The 21,741-nt window shown below is 68.0% G+C and carries 20 protein-coding genes; 7 read left to right on the top strand and 13 right to left on the bottom strand.

Annotated elements, in window-relative coordinates; translation table 11 throughout:
* Positions 1–487: 487 nt before the first annotated feature.
* The 4 genes from MFF22_RS09765 to MFF22_RS09750 all read right to left on the bottom strand — a co-directional run bounded on the left by MFF22_RS09765 (position 488) and on the right by MFF22_RS09750 (position 4,232).
* Positions 488–1,567, bottom strand: coding sequence for an HlyD family secretion protein (locus tag MFF22_RS09765; protein ID WP_238248775.1), 1,080 nt, complete (start codon positions 1,565–1,567; stop codon positions 488–490).
* Positions 1,567–1,761, bottom strand: a complete 195-nt coding sequence (locus tag MFF22_RS09760) for a DUF1656 domain-containing protein (protein WP_238248774.1) — start codon at positions 1,759–1,761, stop codon at positions 1,567–1,569. Before MFF22_RS09760 ends, MFF22_RS09765 begins: the two co-directional genes overlap by 1 nt.
* A 22-nt stretch (positions 1,762–1,783) precedes the next feature.
* Positions 1,784–3,820, bottom strand: a complete 2,037-nt coding sequence (locus MFF22_RS09755; RefSeq protein ID WP_238248773.1) for an FUSC family protein — start codon at positions 3,818–3,820, stop codon at positions 1,784–1,786.
* A gap of 130 nt (positions 3,821–3,950) precedes the next feature.
* Positions 3,951–4,232, bottom strand: a complete 282-nt coding sequence (locus tag MFF22_RS09750) for a hypothetical protein (protein WP_238248772.1) — start codon at positions 4,230–4,232, stop codon at positions 3,951–3,953.
* A gap of 221 nt (positions 4,233–4,453) precedes the next feature.
* On the opposite strand from MFF22_RS09750, the gene MFF22_RS09745 reads away from it, so the two are divergent.
* On the top strand, positions 4,454–5,089 hold the full coding sequence (locus tag MFF22_RS09745; protein WP_238248771.1) for a glutathione S-transferase N-terminal domain-containing protein: 636 nt from the start codon (positions 4,454–4,456) through the stop codon (positions 5,087–5,089).
* Between the two features lie 16 nt (positions 5,090–5,105).
* Here the strand turns inward: MFF22_RS09745 and MFF22_RS09740 are convergent, their stop codons facing one another.
* The gene (locus MFF22_RS09740) at positions 5,106–5,570 is read right to left on the bottom strand and encodes a DUF2147 domain-containing protein (RefSeq protein ID WP_238248814.1); all 465 of its coding nucleotides are present in this window, start codon (positions 5,568–5,570) and stop codon (positions 5,106–5,108) included.
* Between the two features lie 304 nt (positions 5,571–5,874).
* Here MFF22_RS09740 and ndk point away from each other — a divergent pair, with 304 nt between their 5' ends.
* A complete protein-coding gene (gene ndk / locus MFF22_RS09735) occupies positions 5,875–6,297 on the top strand; it encodes a nucleoside-diphosphate kinase (RefSeq protein ID WP_238248770.1) in 423 nt (140 codons plus the stop codon).
* Positions 6,298–6,467: 170 nt separating this feature from the next.
* A complete protein-coding gene (locus tag MFF22_RS09730; protein ID WP_238248769.1) occupies positions 6,468–6,830 on the top strand; it encodes a hypothetical protein in 363 nt (120 codons plus the stop codon).
* A 60-nt stretch (positions 6,831–6,890) separates the two neighbouring features.
* Here the strand turns inward: MFF22_RS09730 and purN are convergent, their stop codons facing one another.
* Together purN and purM are read right to left on the bottom strand one after the other, a co-directional pair.
* Positions 6,891–7,541, bottom strand: coding sequence for a phosphoribosylglycinamide formyltransferase (gene purN / locus MFF22_RS09725; protein WP_238248768.1), 651 nt, complete (start codon positions 7,539–7,541; stop codon positions 6,891–6,893).
* Positions 7,541–8,605, bottom strand: a complete 1,065-nt coding sequence (purM, locus tag MFF22_RS09720; protein ID WP_238248767.1) for a phosphoribosylformylglycinamidine cyclo-ligase — start codon at positions 8,603–8,605, stop codon at positions 7,541–7,543. Before purM ends, purN begins: the two co-directional genes overlap by 1 nt.
* A gap of 104 nt (positions 8,606–8,709) precedes the next feature.
* Between purM and MFF22_RS09715 the strand changes: the two genes are divergently transcribed.
* From MFF22_RS09715 to ppx, 3 genes are all read left to right on the top strand, one after another.
* A complete protein-coding gene (locus MFF22_RS09715) occupies positions 8,710–9,423 on the top strand; it encodes a P-loop NTPase family protein (protein WP_238248766.1) in 714 nt (237 codons plus the stop codon).
* Positions 9,424–9,511: 88 nt separating this feature from the next.
* Positions 9,512–11,926, top strand: coding sequence for an RNA degradosome polyphosphate kinase (locus MFF22_RS09710; RefSeq protein ID WP_238248765.1), 2,415 nt, complete (start codon positions 9,512–9,514; stop codon positions 11,924–11,926).
* 11 nt (positions 11,927–11,937) lie between these two features.
* Positions 11,938–13,476: an exopolyphosphatase gene (gene ppx, locus MFF22_RS09705; RefSeq protein WP_370877541.1), complete on the top strand. Its 1,539-nt coding sequence runs from the start codon at positions 11,938–11,940 to the stop codon at positions 13,474–13,476.
* Positions 13,477–13,548: 72 nt separating this feature from the next.
* Here ppx and MFF22_RS09700 read toward each other — a convergent pair whose 3' ends face one another.
* Both MFF22_RS09700 and MFF22_RS09695 read right to left on the bottom strand, forming a co-directional pair.
* Positions 13,549–13,797, bottom strand: a complete 249-nt coding sequence (locus MFF22_RS09700) for a DUF3297 family protein (RefSeq protein ID WP_238248764.1) — start codon at positions 13,795–13,797, stop codon at positions 13,549–13,551.
* Complete coding sequence (locus MFF22_RS09695) at positions 13,794–14,462, bottom strand: CatB-related O-acetyltransferase (protein ID WP_283206168.1); 669 nt, start codon at positions 14,460–14,462, stop codon at positions 13,794–13,796. The genes MFF22_RS09700 and MFF22_RS09695 overlap by 4 nt, the downstream gene beginning before the upstream one ends.
* Before the next feature lie 72 nt (positions 14,463–14,534).
* Between MFF22_RS09695 and MFF22_RS09690 the strand changes: the two genes are divergently transcribed.
* On the top strand, positions 14,535–16,865 hold the full coding sequence (locus MFF22_RS09690) for an NADP-dependent malic enzyme (RefSeq protein WP_283206167.1): 2,331 nt from the start codon (positions 14,535–14,537) through the stop codon (positions 16,863–16,865).
* A 221-nt stretch (positions 16,866–17,086) separates the two neighbouring features.
* Here MFF22_RS09690 and MFF22_RS09685 read toward each other — a convergent pair whose 3' ends face one another.
* From MFF22_RS09685 to aspS, 4 genes are all read right to left on the bottom strand, one after another.
* Positions 17,087–17,422, bottom strand: coding sequence for a hypothetical protein (locus tag MFF22_RS09685; protein WP_238248762.1), 336 nt, complete (start codon positions 17,420–17,422; stop codon positions 17,087–17,089).
* On the bottom strand, positions 17,419–18,537 hold the full coding sequence (locus MFF22_RS09680) for an acyltransferase family protein (protein ID WP_238248761.1): 1,119 nt from the start codon (positions 18,535–18,537) through the stop codon (positions 17,419–17,421). The genes MFF22_RS09685 and MFF22_RS09680 overlap by 4 nt, the downstream gene beginning before the upstream one ends.
* Positions 18,495–19,364 carry a glycosyltransferase family 2 protein gene (locus MFF22_RS09675; protein ID WP_238248760.1) on the bottom strand — a complete coding sequence of 290 codons (870 nt, stop codon included), beginning with the start codon at positions 19,362–19,364 and terminating at the stop codon, positions 18,495–18,497. The genes MFF22_RS09680 and MFF22_RS09675 overlap by 43 nt, the downstream gene beginning before the upstream one ends.
* 323 nt (positions 19,365–19,687) lie before the next feature.
* A complete protein-coding gene (gene aspS / locus MFF22_RS09670; protein WP_238248759.1) occupies positions 19,688–21,532 on the bottom strand; it encodes an aspartate--tRNA ligase in 1,845 nt (614 codons plus the stop codon).
* Positions 21,533–21,741 lie beyond the last annotated feature (209 nt).

Genomic DNA, 21,741 nt, shown 5'->3' with positions numbered 1-21,741 from the left:
TTGAGATCAGCCGTTTATCCCGCGACGGCGAAGCCGTGCGGGTGGGTCGTCTGCTAGTCTGATCGAACCCTGGACGGGAGGGCTGAGGTGGGGCGTCTCGCGTGTTCGAAGTCGTGCCGTGAAGGCCGCTTCCATGCCCCTGGGGCCGCTCGCATCCGGTTATTCGTCGGTGGGCCGCTAGGCTACGGGCCGAATCGTCCCGTTCCCATCAACGCGGCGTCCTGCTGAGGTGGAGTCATCCCTGTCTCCTTCAGCTTTCGCAATAATCGCCATGTCGCCAGCACAGTCTGCAGCGTCACGGACGACCAGTGCACGCATCTGCGAAGCACAGGGGAAGACTGCGCCCGTCCTTAAGAGCCGTCAACACAAAAGTATGGTCAAGATCACCTTTGTGGCCATACGCAAACGCCACGACAAGGAAATGTAAATTGTTGCCTTCGATCGTGTTGGCCACAACTCAACGGCTCGATCACAGCGGGGGCAGGCGCTATCGCGACTCCGCCTCGACGGTCACGGGCTGCTTGCCCGCCAAGCGATCACGCAGGTTCATGAACCAAGTGGGGGGCGGTGCGCGGCCATCGCCGACGACGACTGTGGCCGTCATGCCGGCCACGAGGGGGATATCCGGCGGCACGTAATCGATCTTGACCCGGACGGGCACCCGCTGCGCCAGGCGCACCCAGGTGTAGACAGGGTTCACGCTGGGGAGCCCTTGGGTGCTCGGGGCGGCATTGTCCGCGGAGATACCAAGCGTGATGCTGGCGACCGTCCCGCGGAGGTGCTGCGAATAGCCCATCAAGGCGATGTCGGCGGAGGAGCCCACCCGGATGTTGGCCATCTTGGTTTCCTCGAAATAGCCGTCGATCCAGTACGAATCGGTGTCGACGATGCTGATGTTCGAGGTCCCGCTGCGCGCGTAATCGCCGACGCGCATCAAGAGGTTCGTCACCCGTCCGTTGACGGTGGAGCGGACCTCCGTACGCTCCAGGTTGATCTGAGCCTGCCGCTGTTGCGATTTTGCGGAATCCAGGGCGGCCGACGCGATCTTGGCGTTGCCCGCGTAGATCTGCTTCTCTTCGATGGAGGTGGAGACCGTCGAAAGGGCTTCCCGGCGGGCGGCCTGGGCACTCTTGACCGATAGATCGGCTTCCCGGTTCTTCACCTCCGCGTTAGCGGACGTCACGGCGACCTGAAAATCGACCGGGTCGATGACGTAGAGAATGTCGCCCTTCTTCACGTTCTGGTTGTCGGCGACCTTCACGTCGACGATCTGGCCGGAGACCTGGGGAGCGATATTGGCGACCTGGACGCGGACGCGGCCGTCGCGGGTCCAGGGCGCCTCGACGTAGAATTGCCAGACGAACGCCGCCGCGATGAACGCGACGATGAGGATCAGGATGGTCGCGGAGATGCGGAAGACCTTCGCCGCCCGGCCACGGCCGGTGGCGCGGGTGTAGCCGGCATGGGTAGCCGGCGGATCGACCGGCGGCGGCTCCGCCTCCGGTCGGTCGGAATCCCCGGGGGCCACCTTCTTGGGGTCGTCCTCGTCGGCGGTCGTCTGCGGCATCAGGTCAAAGCAATCAGGAGAGCCAGCACGCACACGTAAATCCCCGCCTCGGCAAGGGGGGCGTTCGCGACGTAGCGGCTGAAACGGATGCGGGCGAAAAACAGTCGAAGGACAATCAGAATCGTGAATGCAATGAGCGCGTATCCCACGAAGGAGGATACGAATACCCCGCCGAAATGAAGATCCGCGTGCATGATTCTGTCTTGCCGCCTGTTTTCAGAACGGAGCGATGTCGAGACGTTGAAGAAAGCGCCGATGGGCGGCGATGGTTCGCGCGGCGCTGACGAGATCGCTCGCCGCCCGGGCGGTCAGCAGCCGCACGGCGCGCTCGTGGCCTGCCGCAGCCCGCACCACGGCGCGGGCGGCCTGCTCCAACTCGCGGTCGTTCCCCGTGGCAAGGGCTTGCCGGGCCTGTGGCACGTGCGGACGCATCGGCTCGATCCGCCAGAGGACGCGCAGTTCCGCATGGGCCCGTGCCGCCGCCGCCTCCAGCCGCGCCAGCGCGAAGGCATGCGTCAGGTTCGCCCGGCGCACCGCCCCGCTGCCGGAGCTGTAACCCGCGAACTGGAACAGACGGTCGGCGTTCAGGCTCGTCCGGGTGGTGGCATCGCCCCCCTCGCCGAGCAGCGCATCCGCCAGAGAGCGCTTGGCGGAATCGAGGGCGAAGACCCGCTGCTGCGCCCGGCTCACGGGCAGGACGAGGCGCACCACCACGCTGAGGATCACCGCGGAGACGAGGACGAGGAACGCATTCAGCAGAAAGGTCTGGGCGTCATAGCTCTGCGGGTTCGACGGACTCAGGAGGACGGGAAAGAAAACGATGAGAATGAAGCCGATGCCGAATGTCTTCTGGTTCAGCGAAAGGAAGCAGCCCAGGTAGATGACCGGCGCCATCGCGATGGCGAGCATCGGAAAGCCCTGCACGCCGTTCAGGAAGCCGTATTGCGCGATTCCTGCGAAGGTCGCGGCAAGCGTCATGCCGATGAGGACGCCATTGGCGAACTTCTTGGGGTCGGGCGTCACGGAGGACAGCGCGGCCGTCGAGGCCACCTGCACGAGGGCGAACGACGCCTGCGGCAGCCCCAGGGCGACAAAGATCCCCGCCGTCACGGCGAAGCCGATCACCACCCTCAAGGCCCCGCGCAGGGCCACCGGAAAATCCCTGTGGGTGGGAAGGGTGGCGTCGCGCAGGGGTTCGTGCCCATCGGCGAGGGCCTTCAGCCCATCCTGCGCGAAGGTCGCGGCGCAGGCGAAATCGAGGGCGCGCTGCAGCACCACGATCTCGTCCAGGGGTCGGTCGCGGTCTCGGATGGCATCATCGACCAGTGCGCGAAGGCGCTCGTCCTCCTCGTCGAGGGCGCGCGCGTCCTGCCCTACCGCGATCCTACGGCAGATCGCCAGGGCTTCCTCCACGGCGGGGGAGCGGCTGCGCAGATGCGCCGTCGCCGCCGCGACGGTGCGGATCGAGGCGGCCATGGCGTAGAGCGCCGCCGTGCAGCTCCGGGCTCCGGCCGCCCTGAATGGTCCCTCATCGAGCTCGCCGGCGATGGCGCTCGCATCCGCCCGCATCGGCGCGATCTGGCGGATCAGCGCCGCCGTCCGCGAGACGCCGAGATCACCCTTCTCAAGGGATTCGCGGGCAAAGGCACGGGTCGCGCCCCACGCCTCCGTCATGGTCGGGAGCAAGGTACGCCACGTGCTGGGCGAGGCGAGGGCATCGTTGATGAAGGTGATGGCGACGATGCCGAGCACGATCACCGCGACACGGGCCGTGGCCGCATCGAACGTATCCTGCGGCGTGTCGATCTGCGCCAGGGCGATGATGCCGACGGTGTATCCGGACAGCATCGCCCCGTAGGCGCGGGTATCCTGGAGGTACTGCGCGATGAACACACACAGGCCAAGCCAGACCGACACTGAGACCAGCATCATCACCCGGTCTTGGCCGAAGAGGGCGACGATGACGATGGAGGCCACGGCGCCGATCAGGGTGCCGACGAGGCGGTAGAGCGCCTTCGACAGGGCCTGGCCACGCTTCGGCTGCGCCAGGATCGCCACGCAGGTCGCCGCCGAGGATGCACTGTCGAGCTGCAGCCAGAACCCCGCGCCGAGAGCCAGGACCATGGCGAGCCAGATCCTCGTGGCGAAGGCCCAGGCGCTGGGCTTGGGTATCCACGCGTCCGCGACGTCGATCAGCCGATCGAATCGTGACCCGCCGGCCGCCGCGACGTCCTGTGAGGCGGCGTCAGGCATGGGCCGTCGCAGCCACACCGTGATGCCGCGCGTTCATCGATCCTCCGAAACAGGCTGGGCCGTCCGGAGAACAGAACGCGTGCGCGGCAGGGCAGTTCAATCCTGCGACGCCGGGGTCGGGCTGAGCGATTCAGGCCTTGTCGTTGCCCTTCAGGCGCTTGTTGCACTTGCTCCAGAACTGCGGCCACTTCGGCCCCTGGGACGCCTTCTGCGCGTCGGTGAGCCCGCGCCACTCGGCCCCGCAGGTCTTTTGACGCTCCCGCGCCGCAGCCTGTCCGGAGCTGGGGGCCTTCGGGGCTGGCGCGGGGGCGCTCGCGCCGGGTGCCGCCGGAGTCGCATCCTTGGCGAGGGCGGCCGGGGCGGCGGCCAAAGACAGGGCCACGAGAGAAGCCCGCAACATCCGATCAATCATTGTCACGTCCTTGAAGTGCCGCCTCCTCCGGCGGCGGCGAGACCGGGACACGGCTAAAGCGACACGTCGAGCCGGAACCGCCAAGCTGGGCGCGTCTTCCCCTCACGAAGACGTGAGACAACCGGGCCGTGTGGCTTGAGCGGACGATCAAAATCGTCTTCACTCAGGCGAGCATCGGGTCTGCAGCGGACCACCGATCCGGTTTCGAGAGGAAGCGATTGATGGCAGCGCTGGGCGCCCGCCCGATCGACGTGCACACGTGGAGCACGCCGAACGGTTGGAAGGTTCCGATCATGCTGGAGGAATGCGGCCTGCCGTACCGCATCGTCCCGGTGAACATCGCGAAGAACGAACAGTTCGCGGCCGACTTCCTGGCGATCTCGCCGAACAACAAGATCCCGGCCATCGTCGATCCCGATGGTCCGGGCGGACAGCCGATCTCGGTCTTCGAATCCGGTGCCATCCTCCAGTATCTCGGCCGCAAGACCGGCCAGTTCTACCCGGTGGACGAGCGCGCCCGGGTAACCGTGGACGAATGGCTGTTCTGGCAGGTCGCGGGCTTCGGCCCGATGCTCGGGCAAACCCACCACTTCAAGATTTACGCACCGGAGAAGGTGCCCTACGCCATCGAGCGGTTCACCGCCGAGGCGAAGCGGCTCTACGGCGTCCTGGAACGCCGTCTTGAGAGCCGCGAATACATCGCGGACGACTACTCGATTGCCGACATGGCCACGGTGACCTGGGCCAAGCTCAACTTCAAGCAGGGCGTCGATATCGGCACCCTTCCCAACATCTCACGCTGGCTGGAGCGGGTGCTCGCGAGGCCCGCCGTCCAGCGGGGCCTCGCGGCGATCTGACGAACCTTGCCGGCCCTCAATTCTTGTTCGACGCCTGCTGGTTCACCCCCGGCACCCGCGTCCAGGTCTGCGAGCCGCAGAGGATCTTCAACAGGCAACCCGAGACGCTGAGTTCGGATTCGCTCTCGCGCTCCATGCTCACGTCGTAGGTCTTGCCCTCCTCGACGTTATAGATTTGCCCCGAGAACTTGCCGTCGTCCGGCCGCAGGCCCTCGATGAGCTGCAGACCGAGCACCGGGCGGGCGCGCTTCTTCGGGTCGGGGTTCTTGATGTCGGTGCGGGGCGCCCCGGCATCGGTCGTCGGCACCTTGAGCCAGACCACCTTGCCGCAAACGAGGTGCTGGTTCGACCCGCAATGGTCGATCTGGATTTTCGCGCGACCATCCCCGGTGAGCCACGTCCCGGAGGGATCCTTCGGCGTCTCGGCCTGGGCGGCGGCGAGGCCGGCGAGGAGGAAGGCGGGGCTGAGGGCGAGGCGCAGGACCGGCGTCATGAACAGCTCCGTGTGTGAACGGCCCGGCTGTGACGCCGGAGCCCGATGCGGCGATGAGGCCCCCGCAATCAGGCGTTTTTTCGGCAGTGTTGCGGCGGCGCCACGTCCACCCGGGGTTTCCCCAGCGCCCCGTGCGGGTTGAGGCAGGGGATGCGGGGGGCTATAAGCCCGCCGCCCAAGGGATTTCGCGGAGATGTCTCATCTCGCGCTGACTCTGGGCCGCGGAGCGATGCGGACCAGTTTCGTGCGCCCGATCTGACGCCCGATTTCCCCGACAGAAAGACCGACGGACATGGCCACCGAGCGCACCTTCTCGATCCTCAAGCCCGATGCGACCCGCCGCAACGTCACCGGCGCGGTGAACGCCCTGATTGAGGGGGCGGGCCTGCGCATCGTCGGCCAGCGCCGCATCCAGATGACCAAGGCCCAGGCCGAGAAGTTCTACGAGGTCCACAAGGAGCGTCCGTTCTACGGCGAGCTCGTGGAGTTCATGACCTCCGGCCCCGTGGTCGTGCAGGTGCTCGAGGGCGAGAACGCCGTCGCCAAGTACCGTGAGGTGATGGGCGCCACCAACCCGGCCCAGGCCGCCGAGGGCACCATCCGCAAGCAGTTCGCCGAGTCCGTCGGTGAGAATACCGTCCACGGTTCGGACAGCCAGGAGAACGCGAAGCTCGAGATCGCGCAGTTCTTCCAGGACTCCGACATCACCGCCTGACGCGCTCGAGTCGGTGGCCGGCGGGGCACACAGCCCCGCCGGATCCACTACGGGCATTGTCCCGAACCGTGATGACCGGAGGGTGTGTCCGCTCCGTCATTGACGATGGGGGTCCCGGGGCGCGACCAGGGTCTACGGTGAAACACGCCGAGACCTGGGACCACAATACGATGACGACCCGCCTTCCCCTGCTGATCGCGACCGGCCTCCTTGCGCTCGGCGCCCATGCCGCCCTCGCCAGCGGCTCCTCGGCGCCGTTCGAGCAGTACCAGCCCGATCCGACCCTCAAGTCCGCGAGCAAGGCCAACCTCGAAGGCCGCGTGCGCCATGCCTGTGCCGTCGTCCAGGCCCGCATGACCAGCGCCCCCGAAGCCTCGCTGGAGCGCCCCTGCGGCTGCTACGCCAAGCAGACCATGCGCAGCCTCGACGAGTCCGAGCTCGAGGCCTACCGCGTCACCGGGTATTTCAACGACACCGCCCGCGCGAAGGCTCTTTCCGCCCTCGACGCCTGCAAGCTGCAGCGGCCGGTCTGACGCCCTTCGCCATCATGGCGAGCGCTAGCGACGCCATGACGGGACGTGGCGGCGGGACGCCTACAGGCTGACCAGGACACCGTCCGGCGGCGGGTCGTCGATGACCACGCGCCCGCCGTCGAGCCTAGCCCGGCGGCCCGCCACGAGGGCGAGGGCCTTGGGGTAGAGCCGCCGCTCCTGAACGATGACCCGCGCCGCGAGGCTGTCCGGGTCGTCGCCTTCATGGACCGGCACGGCCGCCTGGGCCACGATGGGGCCCGCATCGAGTTCGGGCACCACGAAATGCACGGTGCAGCCGTGCAGCCGCACGCCGGCCGCCAGGGCCTGGGCATGGGTATGCGTGCCCTTGAACAGGGGCAGCAAGGACGGATGGATGTTGAGCATCCGCCCGGCCCATCGCTCCACGAACCCGTCCGTCAGGATCCGCATGAACCCGGCGAGACAAATGAGGTCTGCGCCGGCTTCCCGCAGGGCCATATCGATGGCCGCATCGAAGGTCGCGCGGTCGGGATAGGACCGGTGGTCGATGGCGCGTGTCGGGATGCCGAGGGCAGCGGCACGGGCCAGTCCTTCGGCCCCCGGATCGTTCGACAGAACGAGGACGATCTCCGCCGGGAAGGACGGATCGCGGGCCGCCTCGGCCAGGGCGACCATATTCGAGCCGCGCCCGGAGATGAGAACCGCGACGCGGACCTTGTCCGGCGCCGGCATCAGAGGCTCAGGCTGCCGGTGAAGGTCACGGGTTCGGCACCCCGGGCGGTGATCCGGCCGAGCCGCACGGGCGCCTCGCCGGCCGCGGTAAGGGCCCCGGCGACCGTATTCTCCGCGCCGGCGGCGGCGACGACCACCATGCCGATCCCGCAATTGAAGGTGCGCAACATCTCGGCCTGCGCCACGCCGCCCTCGCGGGCGAGCCAGCCGAAGACGGGCGGCGGCGAGAGGGCGTCGAGGTCGATCTCGATGCCGACGGCGTCGGGCAGGACCCGGGGCAGGTTGTCGGGAAAACCACCGCCGGTGATGTGGGCGAGCGCCCGGATACCGTCGGTGGCGTGCAGGGCCGCGAGGAGGGGCTTCACGTAGATCCGCGTCGGCTCGAGAAGGGCCGCGCCGAGGCTTCTGGCGGTGTCGAAGGGCGCTGGGGCTTCCCAGCCGATGCCGGTCCGGGCCACGATACGCCGGACCAGCGAGTAACCGTTGGAATGGACGCCGGAGGACGGCAGGCCGAGCACCACGTCGCCGGGGGCGATCCCGGGCCGGGGCAGCAGCGTGCCCCGCTCCGCCGCGCCCACGGCGAAGCCTGCGAGGTCGTAGTCCGATCCGTCGTAGAGGCCTGGCATCTCCGCGGTCTCGCCGCCGATCAGGGCACAGCCGGCCTGCCGGCAGCCTTCGGCGATGCCGCGCACGATGTCCGCGCCGACGCCGGGCACGAGCTTTCCCGTGGCGTAGTAGTCGAGGAAGAACAGGGGCTCGGCCCCCTGGACCACGAGGTCGTTCACGCACATCGCCACGAGGTCGATGCCGATCGTGTCGTGCCGGCCGGTCTCGATGGCGATCTTGACCTTCGTGCCGACGCCGTCGTTGGCCGCGACCAGGATCGGGTCGCGAAAACCCGCCGCCTTCAGGTCGAACAGGCCGCCGAAGCCGCCGATCTCCGCATCGGCCCCGGGCCGGCGGGTCGAACGCACCAGTGGCTTGATCGTCTCCACCATGGCATTGCCGGCGTCGATATCGACGCCCGCCTGCGCGTAGGTGAGGCCCTTGTCGTCCGCCGTCATGCCAGCGCCATCCCGAACTGATTTCGCGACCGCTCTAACGGGTCGGGACGCTCCGCGCGAGTCGCTCTTGACCTGCATCGATCAAGTCCCGACCCTTGGGGAGCATGCCCAACGACTCCCCGCCCCGGCAACTCACCTTCGATCTGCCCTTCGATCCGCGGTACGGCCGCGAGGATTTCCTGGTGGGAGATGCCAACGAGGCCGCCTACGGCCTTGTCGAGGCATGGCCCCAATGGCCCGACCGGGTCCTGGTGCTGACGGGGCCGGCGGGCAGCGGCAAGAGCCATCTGTCGGCCATCTGGGCGGAGCGCGCCCATGCCTGGACCGTTCCCGCCTCGTCCGTCACCCATGAGCGGGTCCAGCACCTCGCCTCCAACGGCGCCCTCGTGGTCGAGGACGTGGACCGCCCCGAGGGCCGGGACGAGGCCGCCCTCTTCCACCTGCTCAACCTCGCCCGGGAGCGGGGAAGCCCGGTTCTGCTCACCAGCCGCCGGCCCATCGACGCCCTTGGGCTGGCGACACCGGACCTGCGTTCGCGCCTTCGCCTGGCGCCCGGCGTGTCCATCGAGCCGCCCGACGACGCCCTCCTGCGGGCGGTGCTCGTGAAGCTGTTCGTGGACCGTCAGCTCATCGTGGATCTCGGGGTGATCGAGGCCGTCGCCCTGCGGATCGACCGGTCCCTCGGCCGGGCGCGCGACGTGGTGGCCGAACTCGACCGGGATGCCCTGGGCCGGGGCCGCCGGATCAGCCGGCCCCTCGCCGTCGCAGTCCTCCGGCGGATGGGCCTCGACGAGACTGCCGGAGACGGCGACCTCTAGGTCGTAATTCGGGTACGGCGTGACGTCCCCTCCGCTCGGGTGATATGGGGCGCACGAGAACGACAAACCGGGAAGACGGGACATTCCGATGGAATCGACGCCCAAGCCCCTCGCACGCATGGAGAAAGGGGAAACGGCGGAGGAGCCGACCAATCCCGCGACTCAGGCCGCCGTCTCCCGCCGGTCGGCTTCGGGGCACCGTACCGTGCGCACCAAGGCCGCGTCCTCTGCATCGGGTTCGCGCCTGGCCGACAGGGCCGCGGATGCGGGCGACGAATGGCCCGCCTCCGCCGCGACGGTCGAGCCGCCGGCCGCGCCTGTACCCGGTCCGGCTTGGGACCCGGTGGTGGAGGCCGGGCGCAGCCTGCGCCACGCGCCCGAGCGCTTCGTGAATCGGGAGTTGTCCTGGCTGCAATTCAATCGCCGGGTGCTTGAGGAAGCCTCGAACAGCAATCACCCGTTGCTGGAACAGCTCCGCTTCCTCTCGATTTCCGCGAACAATCTCGATGAGTTCTTCATGGTCCGCGTGGCGGGACTCCATGATCAGGTCCGCGCCGGCATCACCGTGCCCTCGCAGGACGGGCTGAGCCCGTCGGAGCAGCTGTCGCGGATCGGGGCCGAGGTCGCGAGCCTCGCGGCGGACCAGCAGGCCCGTTGGCGGGAGTTGAAGGCTGAGCTTCACGCCGCCGAGATCGACCTCGTGGAGCCGTCGGACCTCTCGGGCGAGCAGGCGGCGTGGCTGGAAGACTACTTCCTCACCTACGTCTTCCCGGTCCTGACGCCCCTGGCCATCGACCCGGCCCACCCGTTCCCGTTCATCCCGAACCTGGGCACGACCCTGGCGCTGATGCTGGTGCGCCCCCGGGACGGACGTTTGCTGCGAGCTCTGATCCGCATGCCGGGCCTCCTCGACCGGTTCGTGCGCCTGCCGGCAGCGGAAGGCGATTCCCAGGCCCGGTTCATCGCGATCGAGCAGGTGATCGTGATGTTCACCGCCCGCCTGTTCCCCGGCTACCTCGTGAAGGGGCAGGGGGCCTTCCGGGTGGTGCGGGATTCAGATCTTGAAATTGAGGAGGAGGCGGAAGACCTCGTCCTCCACTTCGAGTCGGCTCTGAAGCAGCGCCGCCGGGGCGTGGTGATCCGCATCGAAGTCGAAGCGGGCATGTCGGAAGAGCTCCGCAACTTCGTCGTGGACGAGTTGGAGATTTCCTCCGACGCGGTGTTCCTCGTGGACGGGATGCTCGCCCTCAACGAACTGTCACAGATCGTCGGAATCGACCGACCGGACCTGAAGTTCAAACCCTACGCGCCCCGCTTCCCGGAGCGGATCCGTGAGAGCGGCGGCGACGTCTTCGCCGCCATCCGGCAGAAGGACTTCATCGTCCACCACCCCTACGAGTCGTTCGATGCGGTGGTGCAGTTCCTGTCCCAGGCCGCCCGGGACCCGAACGTCGTCGCCATCAAGCAGACGCTGTACCGGACCTCATCGAACTCACCGATCGTCGCCGCCCTGGCCGAGGCGGCCGAACTCGGCAAGTCCGTCACCGCCCTGGTGGAGTTGAAGGCGCGCTTCGATGAAGAGGCGAACATCCGTTGGGCGCGCAACCTGGAGAAGGCGGGTGCGCAGGTCGTCTTCGGCTTCGTGGAACTGAAGACCCACGCCAAGCTGTCGATGGTGGTCCGGCGGGAGGGTGACCGGCTCGTCACCTACTGCCACGTCGGTACGGGCAACTATCACCCGATCACCGCGCGCATCTACACCGACCTGTCCTTCTTTACCGCAGATCCGGCTATCGCCCGGGACGTCAGCCGGATCTTCAACTTCATCACCGGTTACGCCGAGCCCGCCGAATTGGAGCGCATGGCGGTCTCGCCGCTGACCCTCAAGAACCGGCTGCTGGAGCATATCGAGGCGGAGGTCGCCCATGCGAAGGCCGGGCGCCCGGCGGCGATCTGGATCAAGTGCAACTCGTTGGTCGATCAGCAGATCATCGACGCCCTCTACGACGCCTCGGCGGCGGGGGTGCAGATCGACTGCGTGGTGCGCGGCATCTGCTGCCTGCGGCCGGGCATCCCCGGCTTGTCCGAGACGATCCGGGTGAAATCCATCGTCGGCCGGTTCCTGGAGCACGGGCGCATCTATGCCTTCGGCAACGGGGTCGGACTGCCGCACCCCAAGGCGATCGTGTACATTTCCTCGGCGGACCTCATGAGCCGCAACCTGGACCGACGGGTCGAGGCTTTGCTGCCGATCACCAACACGACCGTCCACCAGCAGGTTCTCGACCAGATCATGCTGGCAAACCTCCTCGACAACCGGCAGAGCTGGCGTGTATTGGCCTCTGGTGGATGCGAACGAATCCAGCCCTTGGATGGTGAGGAACCATTCAATGCTCATAAGTACTTCATGACGAACCCGAGTCTGTCGGGGCGGGGGAAATCTTCCAAGAAGTCGAGCCCGCGGGCGCTCAGCCGCCGAGCCCGCGTCACGCAGAACGACTAGGATCGAACCGCTTGGCGAGTCCCATCGCAATCCTCGCCTCCGCCGTGTCGGCGGTGGAGGGACATGACCGGAACCGGCCGGTCGCCATCATCGATATCGGTTCCAACTCGGTGCGGCTCGTCGCCTATGACGGGCTCACCCGGGCGCCGACGCCGATGTACAACGAGAAGGTCCTCTGCGGTCTCGGCCGGAACGTGTTCACGACGGGCCGCCTCAACGACGAGGCGGTCTCCCGGGCGTTGATGGCTCTGGCCCGGTTCCGCATCCTGTGCCGGACGATGCGGGTCTCGCAGATCTTCGTCCTCGCCACCGCCGCCGCCCGCGACGCGCAGAACGGGCCGGACTTCCTGCGGGCCGCCGAGGATGTGTGCGGCCAGCCGATCCATCTGCTCTCCGGACGCCGGGAGGCCGAACTGTCGGCGCTCGGTGTCGTGTCGGGCTTCCACGCCCCCGATGGCGTCGTCGGAGACATGGGCGGTGGATCCCTGGAACTCGTGGATCTGCGTGGCTCGGTCGTCGGCCAGGGCGTGACGATGCCGCTCGGCGGACTCACCCTTCAGGACCTCTCGGGTGGGTCGATCAAGAAGGCCGGCAAGCTCGTCCGCGAGCACATGCGCAAGGCGGCGCCGCAGCTGGAGACCCTGAAGGGGCGAACCTTCTACGCCGTCGGCGGCACGTGGCGGGCTCTTGCAAAGCTGCATCAGGCGGCGCGGGGCTACCCCGTTCACGTCATGCACGGCTACACCGTCGATCCCACCGACGAATTGAGCTTCCTGCAGATCGTCGAACAAACCGACGTCTCACAGCTTCAAGATGTGGAAACGGTGTCGGAAGCCCGCAGGCCGCTTCTGGTCTACGGTGCCCTCGTGCTGGAAGAAATCATCCGGGTCGGGCGCCCGCGGGCGGTGGCGGTGTCAGCCTCCGGCGTCCGCGAGGGGTTGCTGTTCGAGCAACTGGACCGCGACACCCGCATGATCGACCCGCTCCTGGCGTCGGCCGCGGAGTTCAACAAACTACGGGCCCGGGCTCCCAAACACGGGGACGAATTGATCGCCTGGACCGACCGTTTCGTCTCCGACCTCGACGGCCCGGAGACGACGGACGAACGCCGCCTGCGCCACGCCGCCTGCCTCCTGTCGGATGTGGGCTGGCGCGCTCACCCGGATTACCGGGGCGAGCAATCGATCGCGGTCATCCAGAACGCGGCCTTCGTCGGGGTCGATCACCCCGGACGGGCCTATCTCAGCCTCGCCGTATCCCTGCGGCACATGGGCCTCTCGCCGGAAAAGGCCGACGTCGTTCTGCGCAATCTTGCGGGTCCCCGGCTCTTCGAGCGGGCCCGGTTGCTTGGTGCCCTGCTGCGGGTCGCTTTCCCGATCTCGGCGGGGATGGACGGCGCCCTGCCGCGGGCGCCGCTCACAATCGAAAATGGCCGCGTCACCCTCCGGCTCCCAACGGATTGGAGCCAACTCGGTGGCGAGCGGATGATCAACCGGATCCGCGGGCTCGGACGGGTGCTCGGGCTCGAAGGGCAGATCCTCGTCGGGTGACGGGCCGGCGCCGGAGCGCTTGAGGAGGCCGGGATGCGCGGTCTAGCGAGCCCCCGGCCCTCGCGTCGGGGCTTATTCCTCCGTCGCCGCCCTGAAATAGGGCTCGACTTTACCCTTCAGCTTCACGGTCATCGGGTTGCCGGCCCGGTCGAGGGCTTTGCCGGCAGAGAGGCGCACCCAGCCTTCGCTGACGCAGTATTCCTCGACGTTCGTCTTCTCGGCGCCGTTGAACCGCACGCCGATGCCGCGCTCCAGCAAGGCCTCGTCGTAGAACGGGCTGTTCGGGTTCGCCGCGAGGCGGTCGGGGGGCGTATCGCTCATCGCCTCGGTCCGGCTTCCATGTCCAACGCCCCGGGACGTCCGGGCGCGGCCCCGCCGTTACGGGATTCCACCGGCACACGCAACGCGGCGAGCAGGGCGTCGATCTCCCCACTCTGCAACAGAGGGACGAGCCGGCTCACCTCGTCCTGCGGCAGGTCCCACCATGCCGCGGCGACGAGGGCGTCGGCCACCTCCGGCGGGAAGCGGCGGCGCACCACCCGCGCCGGATTGCCCGCGACGACGGCATAGGGCGGCACATCGCGGGTGACGACCGCCCGGGCAGCCACCACCGCCCCGTGCCCGACGGTGACGCCCGACAGGATCATGCAGCCGGAGCCGAGCCACACGTCGTGGCCGATCACCACATCGCCCCGGGAGGCATGGTAATCCTCCGGTGCCTGCGCATCCGGGAAGTGTCCGCGCATGGCGGCGAAAGGGTAGGTCGAGGCCCAGTCGAGACGGTGATCGCCGCCCAGAAGGATCTCCACCCGGTCGGCGATGGAACAATAGCGGCCAATCGTCAGCGTCCGGCCGCTTTCGGGGAAGCGGACCTTGGGCCGGCCGTAGGAATAGCGACCGATGGAGAAACCGTAGCGCTTCGTCAGTTTGGCGAGATGCAGCCGGGTTTCGTTCAGCGGGTTGCGCCCCCTGCGCAGGCGTTGCAACAGACCCATCAGCGCACAGCTCCGCCGGGCCGGCGGGCCGGGCACGATACAGGACGAGCAGGAGAGCGATCGATGGCCGATAACATGTCCGAGGACCTCAAGGCCGGGGCGCTCGTCTACCATCGGCTGCCGCAGCCGGGGAAGCTCGAGATCCAGGCCACGAAGCCCCTCGGCAACCAGCGGGATCTCGCGCTCGCCTATTCCCCCGGCGTCGCCGCCGCCTGCATGGCGATCCACGACGATCCGCAGGAGGCGGCCACCCTCACGATCCGCCAGAACCTCGTCGCGGTGCTCTCGAACGGCACGGCCGTGCTTGGCCTGGGGGATATCGGCCCGCTCGCCTCGAAGCCCGTGATGGAAGGCAAGGCGGTCCTGTTCAAGAAGTTTGCCGGCATCGACGTGTTCGACATCGAGGTGAACCAGAAGGACGTCTCCAAGCTCGTGGACGTCGTCTGCGCCCTTGAGCCGACTTTCGGCGGCATCAACCTCGAGGACATCAAGGCCCCGGAATGCTTCGAGGTGGAGGAGCAGTGCCGGGCTCGAATGAACATTCCGGTCTTCCACGACGACCAGCACGGCACGGCGATCATCGTGGCGGCGGCCGTGATGAACGGGTTGGAGCTGGCCGGAAAGAAGCTGGAGGACGTCAGGATCGTCACCTCCGGCGCCGGCGCGGCCGCCCTGGCCTGCCTCAACCTGCTCGTCTCCCTTGGCGCCCGGGTCGAGAACATCACGGTCACCGACATCAAGGGCGTGGTCTATCAGGGCCGCCCCGAGCTGATGGACCGCTGGAAGGAGATCTACGCGAAGGAGACCGACAAGCGAACGCTCGCGGAGGTCATCCCCGGCGCCGACGTGTTCATCGGCCTTTCGGCGGGCGGCGTGCTGAAGCCCGAATACCTTCGCGAGATGGCCGAGAAGCCACTCATCATGGCGCTGGCCAACCCTTACCCTGAGATCATGCCGGACCTCGCCGAGAAGGAGCGGCCGGACGCGATGATCTGCACCGGGCGGTCGGATTTCCCGAATCAGGTCAACAACGTCCTGTGCTTCCCCTACATCTTCCGCGGGGCCCTGGATGTCGGCGCCCACAAAATCAACGAGGAGATGAAGAAGGCCGCCGTGATGGCGATCGCCGGCCTCGCCCACGAGACGACCTCGGACGTGGTGGCCCGGGCCTATGGCGGCGAGGTGCGGCCGTTCGGGCCAAAATCCCTGATCCCGAGCCCGTTCGATCCGCGGCTGATTCTGCGCATCGCCCCCGCCGTCGCCAAGGCGGCGATGGAGTCGGGCGTCGCCGGGCGCCCGCTCGAGGATATCGAGGCCTATACCGAGAGCCTGGACCGGTTCGTCCACCGCTCCGGCCTCATCATGAAGCCGCTCTTCACCAAGGCCAAGGAGAACCCCAAGCGGGTGATCTACGCCGAGGGCGAGGACGAGCGGGTCCTCCGGGCTGTGCAGGCCATCGTCGAGGACAGGGTGGCCCTGCCGATCCTCGTCGGGCGCCCGCGGGTGGTGGAGACCCGGCTGAGGCGGTTCGGCCTTTCGATCAAGCTCGGTCGGGATTTCGAACTCATCGATCCTGAGGACGATCCCCGTTACCGCTCCTTCGTCCAGACCTATCTCGACGTCGCCGGCCGCCGGGGCATCACCCCCGACGCGGCCCGGACCCTGGTGCGCACCAACAGCACGATTATCGGCGCCATCGCGGTCCGGCGGGGCGAGGCTGATGCGCTGATCTGCGGCCTGGAAGGCCGGTTCGAGACGCGGCTTCGGATCATCCGCGACGTGATCGGCCTGCAGGCGGGCATTAAGCAGCTCGCGGCCATGAGCCTGATCATCACCAACGAGGGGCCGTACTTCCTCGCCGACACCCATGTCCGCGCCGACCCCACCGCCGAGGAGATCGCCGAGATCGCCCAGGCCTGTGCCAACCACGTCGCCCGGTTCGGCATCACGCCGAAGATCGCGCTGCTCAGCCATTCGGATTTCGGCCAGTCCGATTCGGCCTCGGCCATGAAGATGCGGCAGGCCCTCGCGCTGATCGGGGAGCGCGATCCTGGCCTCCAGGTCGATGGCGAGATGCAGGCCGATTCGGCCCTGTCGGAAACGGTGCGTGACCGGGTCCTGCCCGGTTCACGCCTCAAGGGCGCGGCGAACGTGCTGATCTTCCCGAACCTCGACGCGGCGAACATCGCCTTCCAATTCGCCAAGGTGCTGGCCGACGCGCTGCCCATCGGACCGTTGCTGATCGGCCCGGCGAGGCCCGCCCACATCCTGACGCCTTCGGTGACCGCCCGCGGCATCGTGAACGTCACGGCGGCGGCGGTGGTCGAGGCCCAGACCGTGGGGGACTTCCCCCAGGAAGGCGGCGAGGCCGGCGTAGGGATGCTCTCCGAGTAGCCGAAGCGGCGCAGGCGACCCGGGTCGTCCTGCGCCGTCATTCCATCGAGGCGAGCGGCCCTGCCGCTATCGCCAACGGCCCCACCATCATTGCGAACGAAGTGAAGCAAACCAGGGCAGCGCCCACGCTCGGACGCGGGCTGCCATTGCTGGATTGCTTCGCTGCGCTCGCAAAGACGGATTTGGGTGACGGCGACCGGGCGAGCCGTCCGGCCAGCTCGTCAGGCAGAAGCGGGAGGAGCGGTCGGTGGCGTCGCGCCTGCTTCGCGCCGCACTCGCCCCGCCTCGAAATCCCGTAACGCGCCCCGCACCAGCGCAGTCACCTGCTCAGCCGAGCGGGGGGCATCGATGATTAGGCTCGTCAGAATGTCCGTGCGCCGCTTGCGCTGCTTTGGCGTGCGGGCATGGTTCGACAGGCGCAGGTGCCAGGGGCTGCCGGGCCGGTGGAGATAGAGGCTGTCGCCGCGCTCGTTCCTGGCGGCGATGGCGAAACCCTCCCGTGCCAGCAGCGTCGCGGCCAGATCCAGGGCGGCCAGCGGCGGGAGCGTGGTGCTCACGGGCCGGCGGGCTCGATGGTGCCGAGACTCCGGCGACCAAGGGTGCGTGCCTTGAGGGCGAGGGCAGGGCGCTCGACGGCGTACCAAGACAGGGCTGCCACCGGTAGAGTCACGGCGAGGGCCGGCGCCAGCAAGGCGAGGCCGGAGGGCGCCGGCCACAGGGCGTGAAGGGTCTGCTGCACCGGCCAGCCGTAGAGATAGATTCCGTAGGACAGGTCGGCGGACGGATCGAACGGCTTCGCGGCAAGGGGGCCGAGGGCGAGCCAGACCGCGGCGTAGGCCGTCCCCAGGAACAGCAAGGGCGGGTAGGCCGGCGTCCGCGCCAGCACGAACAGGGCGATGGAAAGACAGATCATCGCCGGGGTCGCGATTCGCAACGTGTCCCGCCAGAGGTAGAGGGAGGCGCCGGCCGCGAAGATCATGGGCAGCCGGAGCGCGGTCTCGACTCCTTTGGGCAGCGCATCACCCTGCACCGCGAGCTCGATCCCCAGAGCGATGGCGAGGCCGACGCAGAGCGAGGGCGCGATCCACCGCCGCCGGAGCAGGCCGCAGAGGGCGAAGGCCAGCACGCCGCAGTAGCAAAGCACCTCGTATTTCAGGGTCCAGACGGTGCCCAGCGGCGATCGGTAGGGGTTGGCCTCGAAGACACCGGGCAATGCTGCGTTGCTCTTGAAGGTCGTGAGCGTCCCGCGGATGAATGACCACATACCCGGATCACGCCAGTAGTCACTGAGGGGCAGCGTGGTCATGGCGCCGCCAAGGATGAGCGACACGACGAGGGTGGCCGCCACCAGCCCCGGCAGGATGCGCAGGGTCCGCGCGACGACGTAGTCCCGCAGGCCCCGCTGGTCGCAACTCATGGTGACGAGGAAGCCCGATACGGCGAAGAAGCCGTTCACCGCATGCTCGCCGAGGGTGTAGCCCGTGGCCTTCGCCAGGGGCTCGTCGGCGGCGATACCCGTCGCGACGCTGAAGGCATGGGACACCACCACCGCCACGGCGAGGCCGAGTCGCAGGCCGGTGAAGCCGTTGGGCCCTCGTGCGAGGGCTTCCGCAATGGTCGGCGCTCCGCTCACGACAGCCCCTCCCGTTCCAGAGCCCCACGCCCCCGCCATGCGGCGTAGGCGCCCGCGACCGAGCCGCCGTAGCGCTCGAACCCGGCCCGCCGGAACGCGAGCGCCGCCAGGGCGGCCTTCGGCAGATTGACGATCATCGTGGGCAGGCTCGGATCCGGCAGGTCGTATTTGCGGCTGACATAGGCCCGCGACCATGCCTGATGCCAGCGGGAGCGGAACATCCGTCCCCGCTCCGGCGCCGAGGAGCGGCCCCGACCGTGGAGGACCACCGCCGCATGCACATGGACGAGGGCCCGGCCGGACTCGGCGATCCGGCGGCACAGGTCGTCATCCTCGTAGAAGAGGAAGATCGCCTCGTCGAAGCCGCGGAGGGCGAGGAACAGGTCGCGCTTCACCATGAAGCACGCCCCGGAGAGGAAGGGGGCGCAGGCATCCCCCTCAGGCAGATCGCGCCGGCCCTGCGGATTGGTGAGGTAGGGCGCCAGCAGCGAGCGCGGCTGGTAGAAGTACCGCCCGTCCGGCTCCACGATACGAGGGGCAAGGAGGCCGGCATCGGGCCACGCCCGTGCCGCGGCGAGCAACGTCGAAGCCGCACCCGCCTTCAACTCCACGTCGGGGTTGACGATCAAGACGTGAGCGGCGCCCTCGGCCGCCCTGACGCCGATATTGTTGGCCCGACCGTAGCCCTCGTTGCGGGCATTGCGCACCACGCGGGCGCCGGCGGCCTCGGCCACCGCAGCGGTGGCGTCCCGGCTGGCATTGTCCACGACGATGGCCGGCACGCCCTCCCGCGCCAGGGCCGCGAGGCAGGTGGGCAGGACGTCGGCGCTGTCATGGGCGACGACGATGGCGACGAGGTCGGGCATCAGGCCCCTCCGCGGCGATCGTTGCAGTATGCGGGGGTCCTGCGCATCACCGGACGCCCTCTCGTCTTGGCTTCGCTGTGCTCGCGAGGACGGCGAGGGTTTCAGGACTCGCCCCTCTCCCGTCCTTCCCCCTCATCCTGAGGTGCCGGCGCGAAGCGGCGGCCTCGAAGGACGGCTCCAGCCTGCCGCGCGATCCCTGGAACCCTCCTTCGAGGCCCGCCGATGCGGGCACCTCAGGATGAGGACGAGGGGCGGAACAGGAACGAGAGGTGGGACCGGTTTCGCACTGGTCCCATTCTCGCCGCATCGGGCTGTCTGGGGTCTTACGCCTTCTTCTCCGGCAGGTTGAGGCGGATGTGCAGCTCCCGGAGCTGCTTGGCCGTCGCCTCGGAGGGCGCGCCCATCATCAGATCCTCGGCCCGCTGGTTCATGGGGAAGAGCACGACCTCACGAATGTTCGGCTCGTTGCACAGGAGCATCACGATGCGGTCCACTCCCGGGGCGATGCCGCCGTGGGGCGGGGCCCCGAGGCGCAGGGCGTTCAGCATGCCGCCGAACTTCGCCTCCAGCACATCCTTGCCATAGCCGGCGATGGCGAAGGCCTTCTCCATCACGTCGGGACGGTGGTTCCGGATTGCCCCCGAGGACAGCTCCACGCCGTTGCAGACGATGTCGTACTGGAACGCCTTCAGGTCGAGGATCCGCTTGGTGAGGTCCCCGGTCTCGCCCGAGGCGGCGAGGGCCTCGACGTCGAAGGCGAGGAACTCGTCCCGGTCGATGTTGGGCATTGAGAAGGGGTTGTGGGAGAAGTCGACCTTCTTGTCCTCCTCGTTCCACTCGTACATCGGGAAGTCGGTGATCCAGCAGAAGGCGTACTGGTCCTTATCCGAAAGGTTCAGGTCGTCGCCGACGCGGATGCGGGCCTTGCCGGCGAGGGCGGCGGCCTTGGCCTCGGCCCCGGCGGCGAAGAACACGGCATCGCCGGCCTTCACCCTGGCCTTCTCCGCGATGATCGCCTGGACGGGGGCCGGGATGAACTTGGCGATCGGCCCCTTGCCGACGAGCTGGCCGCCTTCCTCCTCGAATACGACATAGCCGAGGCCCGGCGCCCCTTCCGAACGCGCCCAGTCGTTCAGCTTGTCGAAGAACGAGCGCGGCTGGCTCGCAGCGCCCGGGGCCGGGATCGCCCGGACCACGCCGCCCGCCTTGATGGCGCCCTTGAACGCCTTGAACTCCACGTCGTCCCGGGCAAACTCGTCCGTGACATCGGCGATCAGCAACGGGTTGCGCAGGTCCGGCTTGTCGACGCCGTACTTGAGCATCGCGTCGGCGAAGGTGATGCGCGGGAACTCCTTCGTGACCCGCTTGCCCTCGGCGAACTCATCGAACACCCCGCGCAGGACAGGTTCCACCGCCTGGAACACATCCTCCTGGGTGACGAAGCTCATCTCGATATCGAGCTGATAGAACTCGCCCGGCGAGCGGTCGGCGCGGGCATCCTCGTCGCGGAAGCAGGGCGCGATCTGGAAGTAGCGGTCGAAGCCCGCAATCATCGTCAGCTGCTTGAACTGCTGCGGCGCCTGCGGGAGCGCGTAGAATTTACCGGGGTGAACCCGGGACGGCACGAGGTAGTCGCGGGCACCCTCCGGCGAGGACGCGGTGAGGATCGGCGTCTGAAATTCAAAAAAGCCGCCCTCACGCATCCGGCGGCGGAGCGAATCTATGATCGCGCCGCGCTTCATGATGTTGGCGTGCAGCTTCTCCCGGCGCAGATCGAGGAAGCGGTACTTGAGGCGAGTCTCCTCCGGGTATTCGAGGTCGCCGAAGACCGGCAACGGCAACTCGCCCGCCGGGCCCAGCACTTCCAAATCGTCGATATAGACTTCGACGGCGCCGGTCGGCAGCTCGGCATTCTCGGTACCTGCAGGACGGGTGCGTACGCGGCCGTCGATGCGGATGACCCATTCGGAGCGCACGGCCTCGGCGGCGGCGAAGGCCTGCGAATCCGAATCCACGACGCACTGTGTCACGCCATAATGGTCGCGCAGGTCCACGAACAGCACACCGCCGTGGTCGCGGACGCGGTGGCACCAGCCGGAGAGCCGGACGGTCTGCCCGACTTCGGACGGGCGCAATGCCCCGCAGGTATGGGTACGGTAACGGTGCATGGCGGTTTCTTCTTGGAAGGAGGCCGGCACCATTCACGAGGGGGTGTCCAAGTCAAGCGTCGCACGTTACGCGCGGGTCCGATCCCCTGCCGACGATCGTTCCGCCACGTCGCGGGAGTGTAGAGGCCCGCTGCCCGGCGCGGCCGCCGCGGTCAGGCCGCTGCGCCACGCGATATGGCCAGACGCGTGGAAAATGCGACAAGTCCCGG

Origin of the sequence: Methylobacterium persicinum (assembly GCF_022179525.1) — a bacterium.
In the GTDB taxonomy this organism is placed as follows: Bacteria; Pseudomonadota; Alphaproteobacteria; order Rhizobiales; family Beijerinckiaceae; genus Methylobacterium; species Methylobacterium persicinum.
Note: the sequence above shows the minus strand (reverse complement) of the source record. Positions and strands in the feature narration are given on the sequence as shown.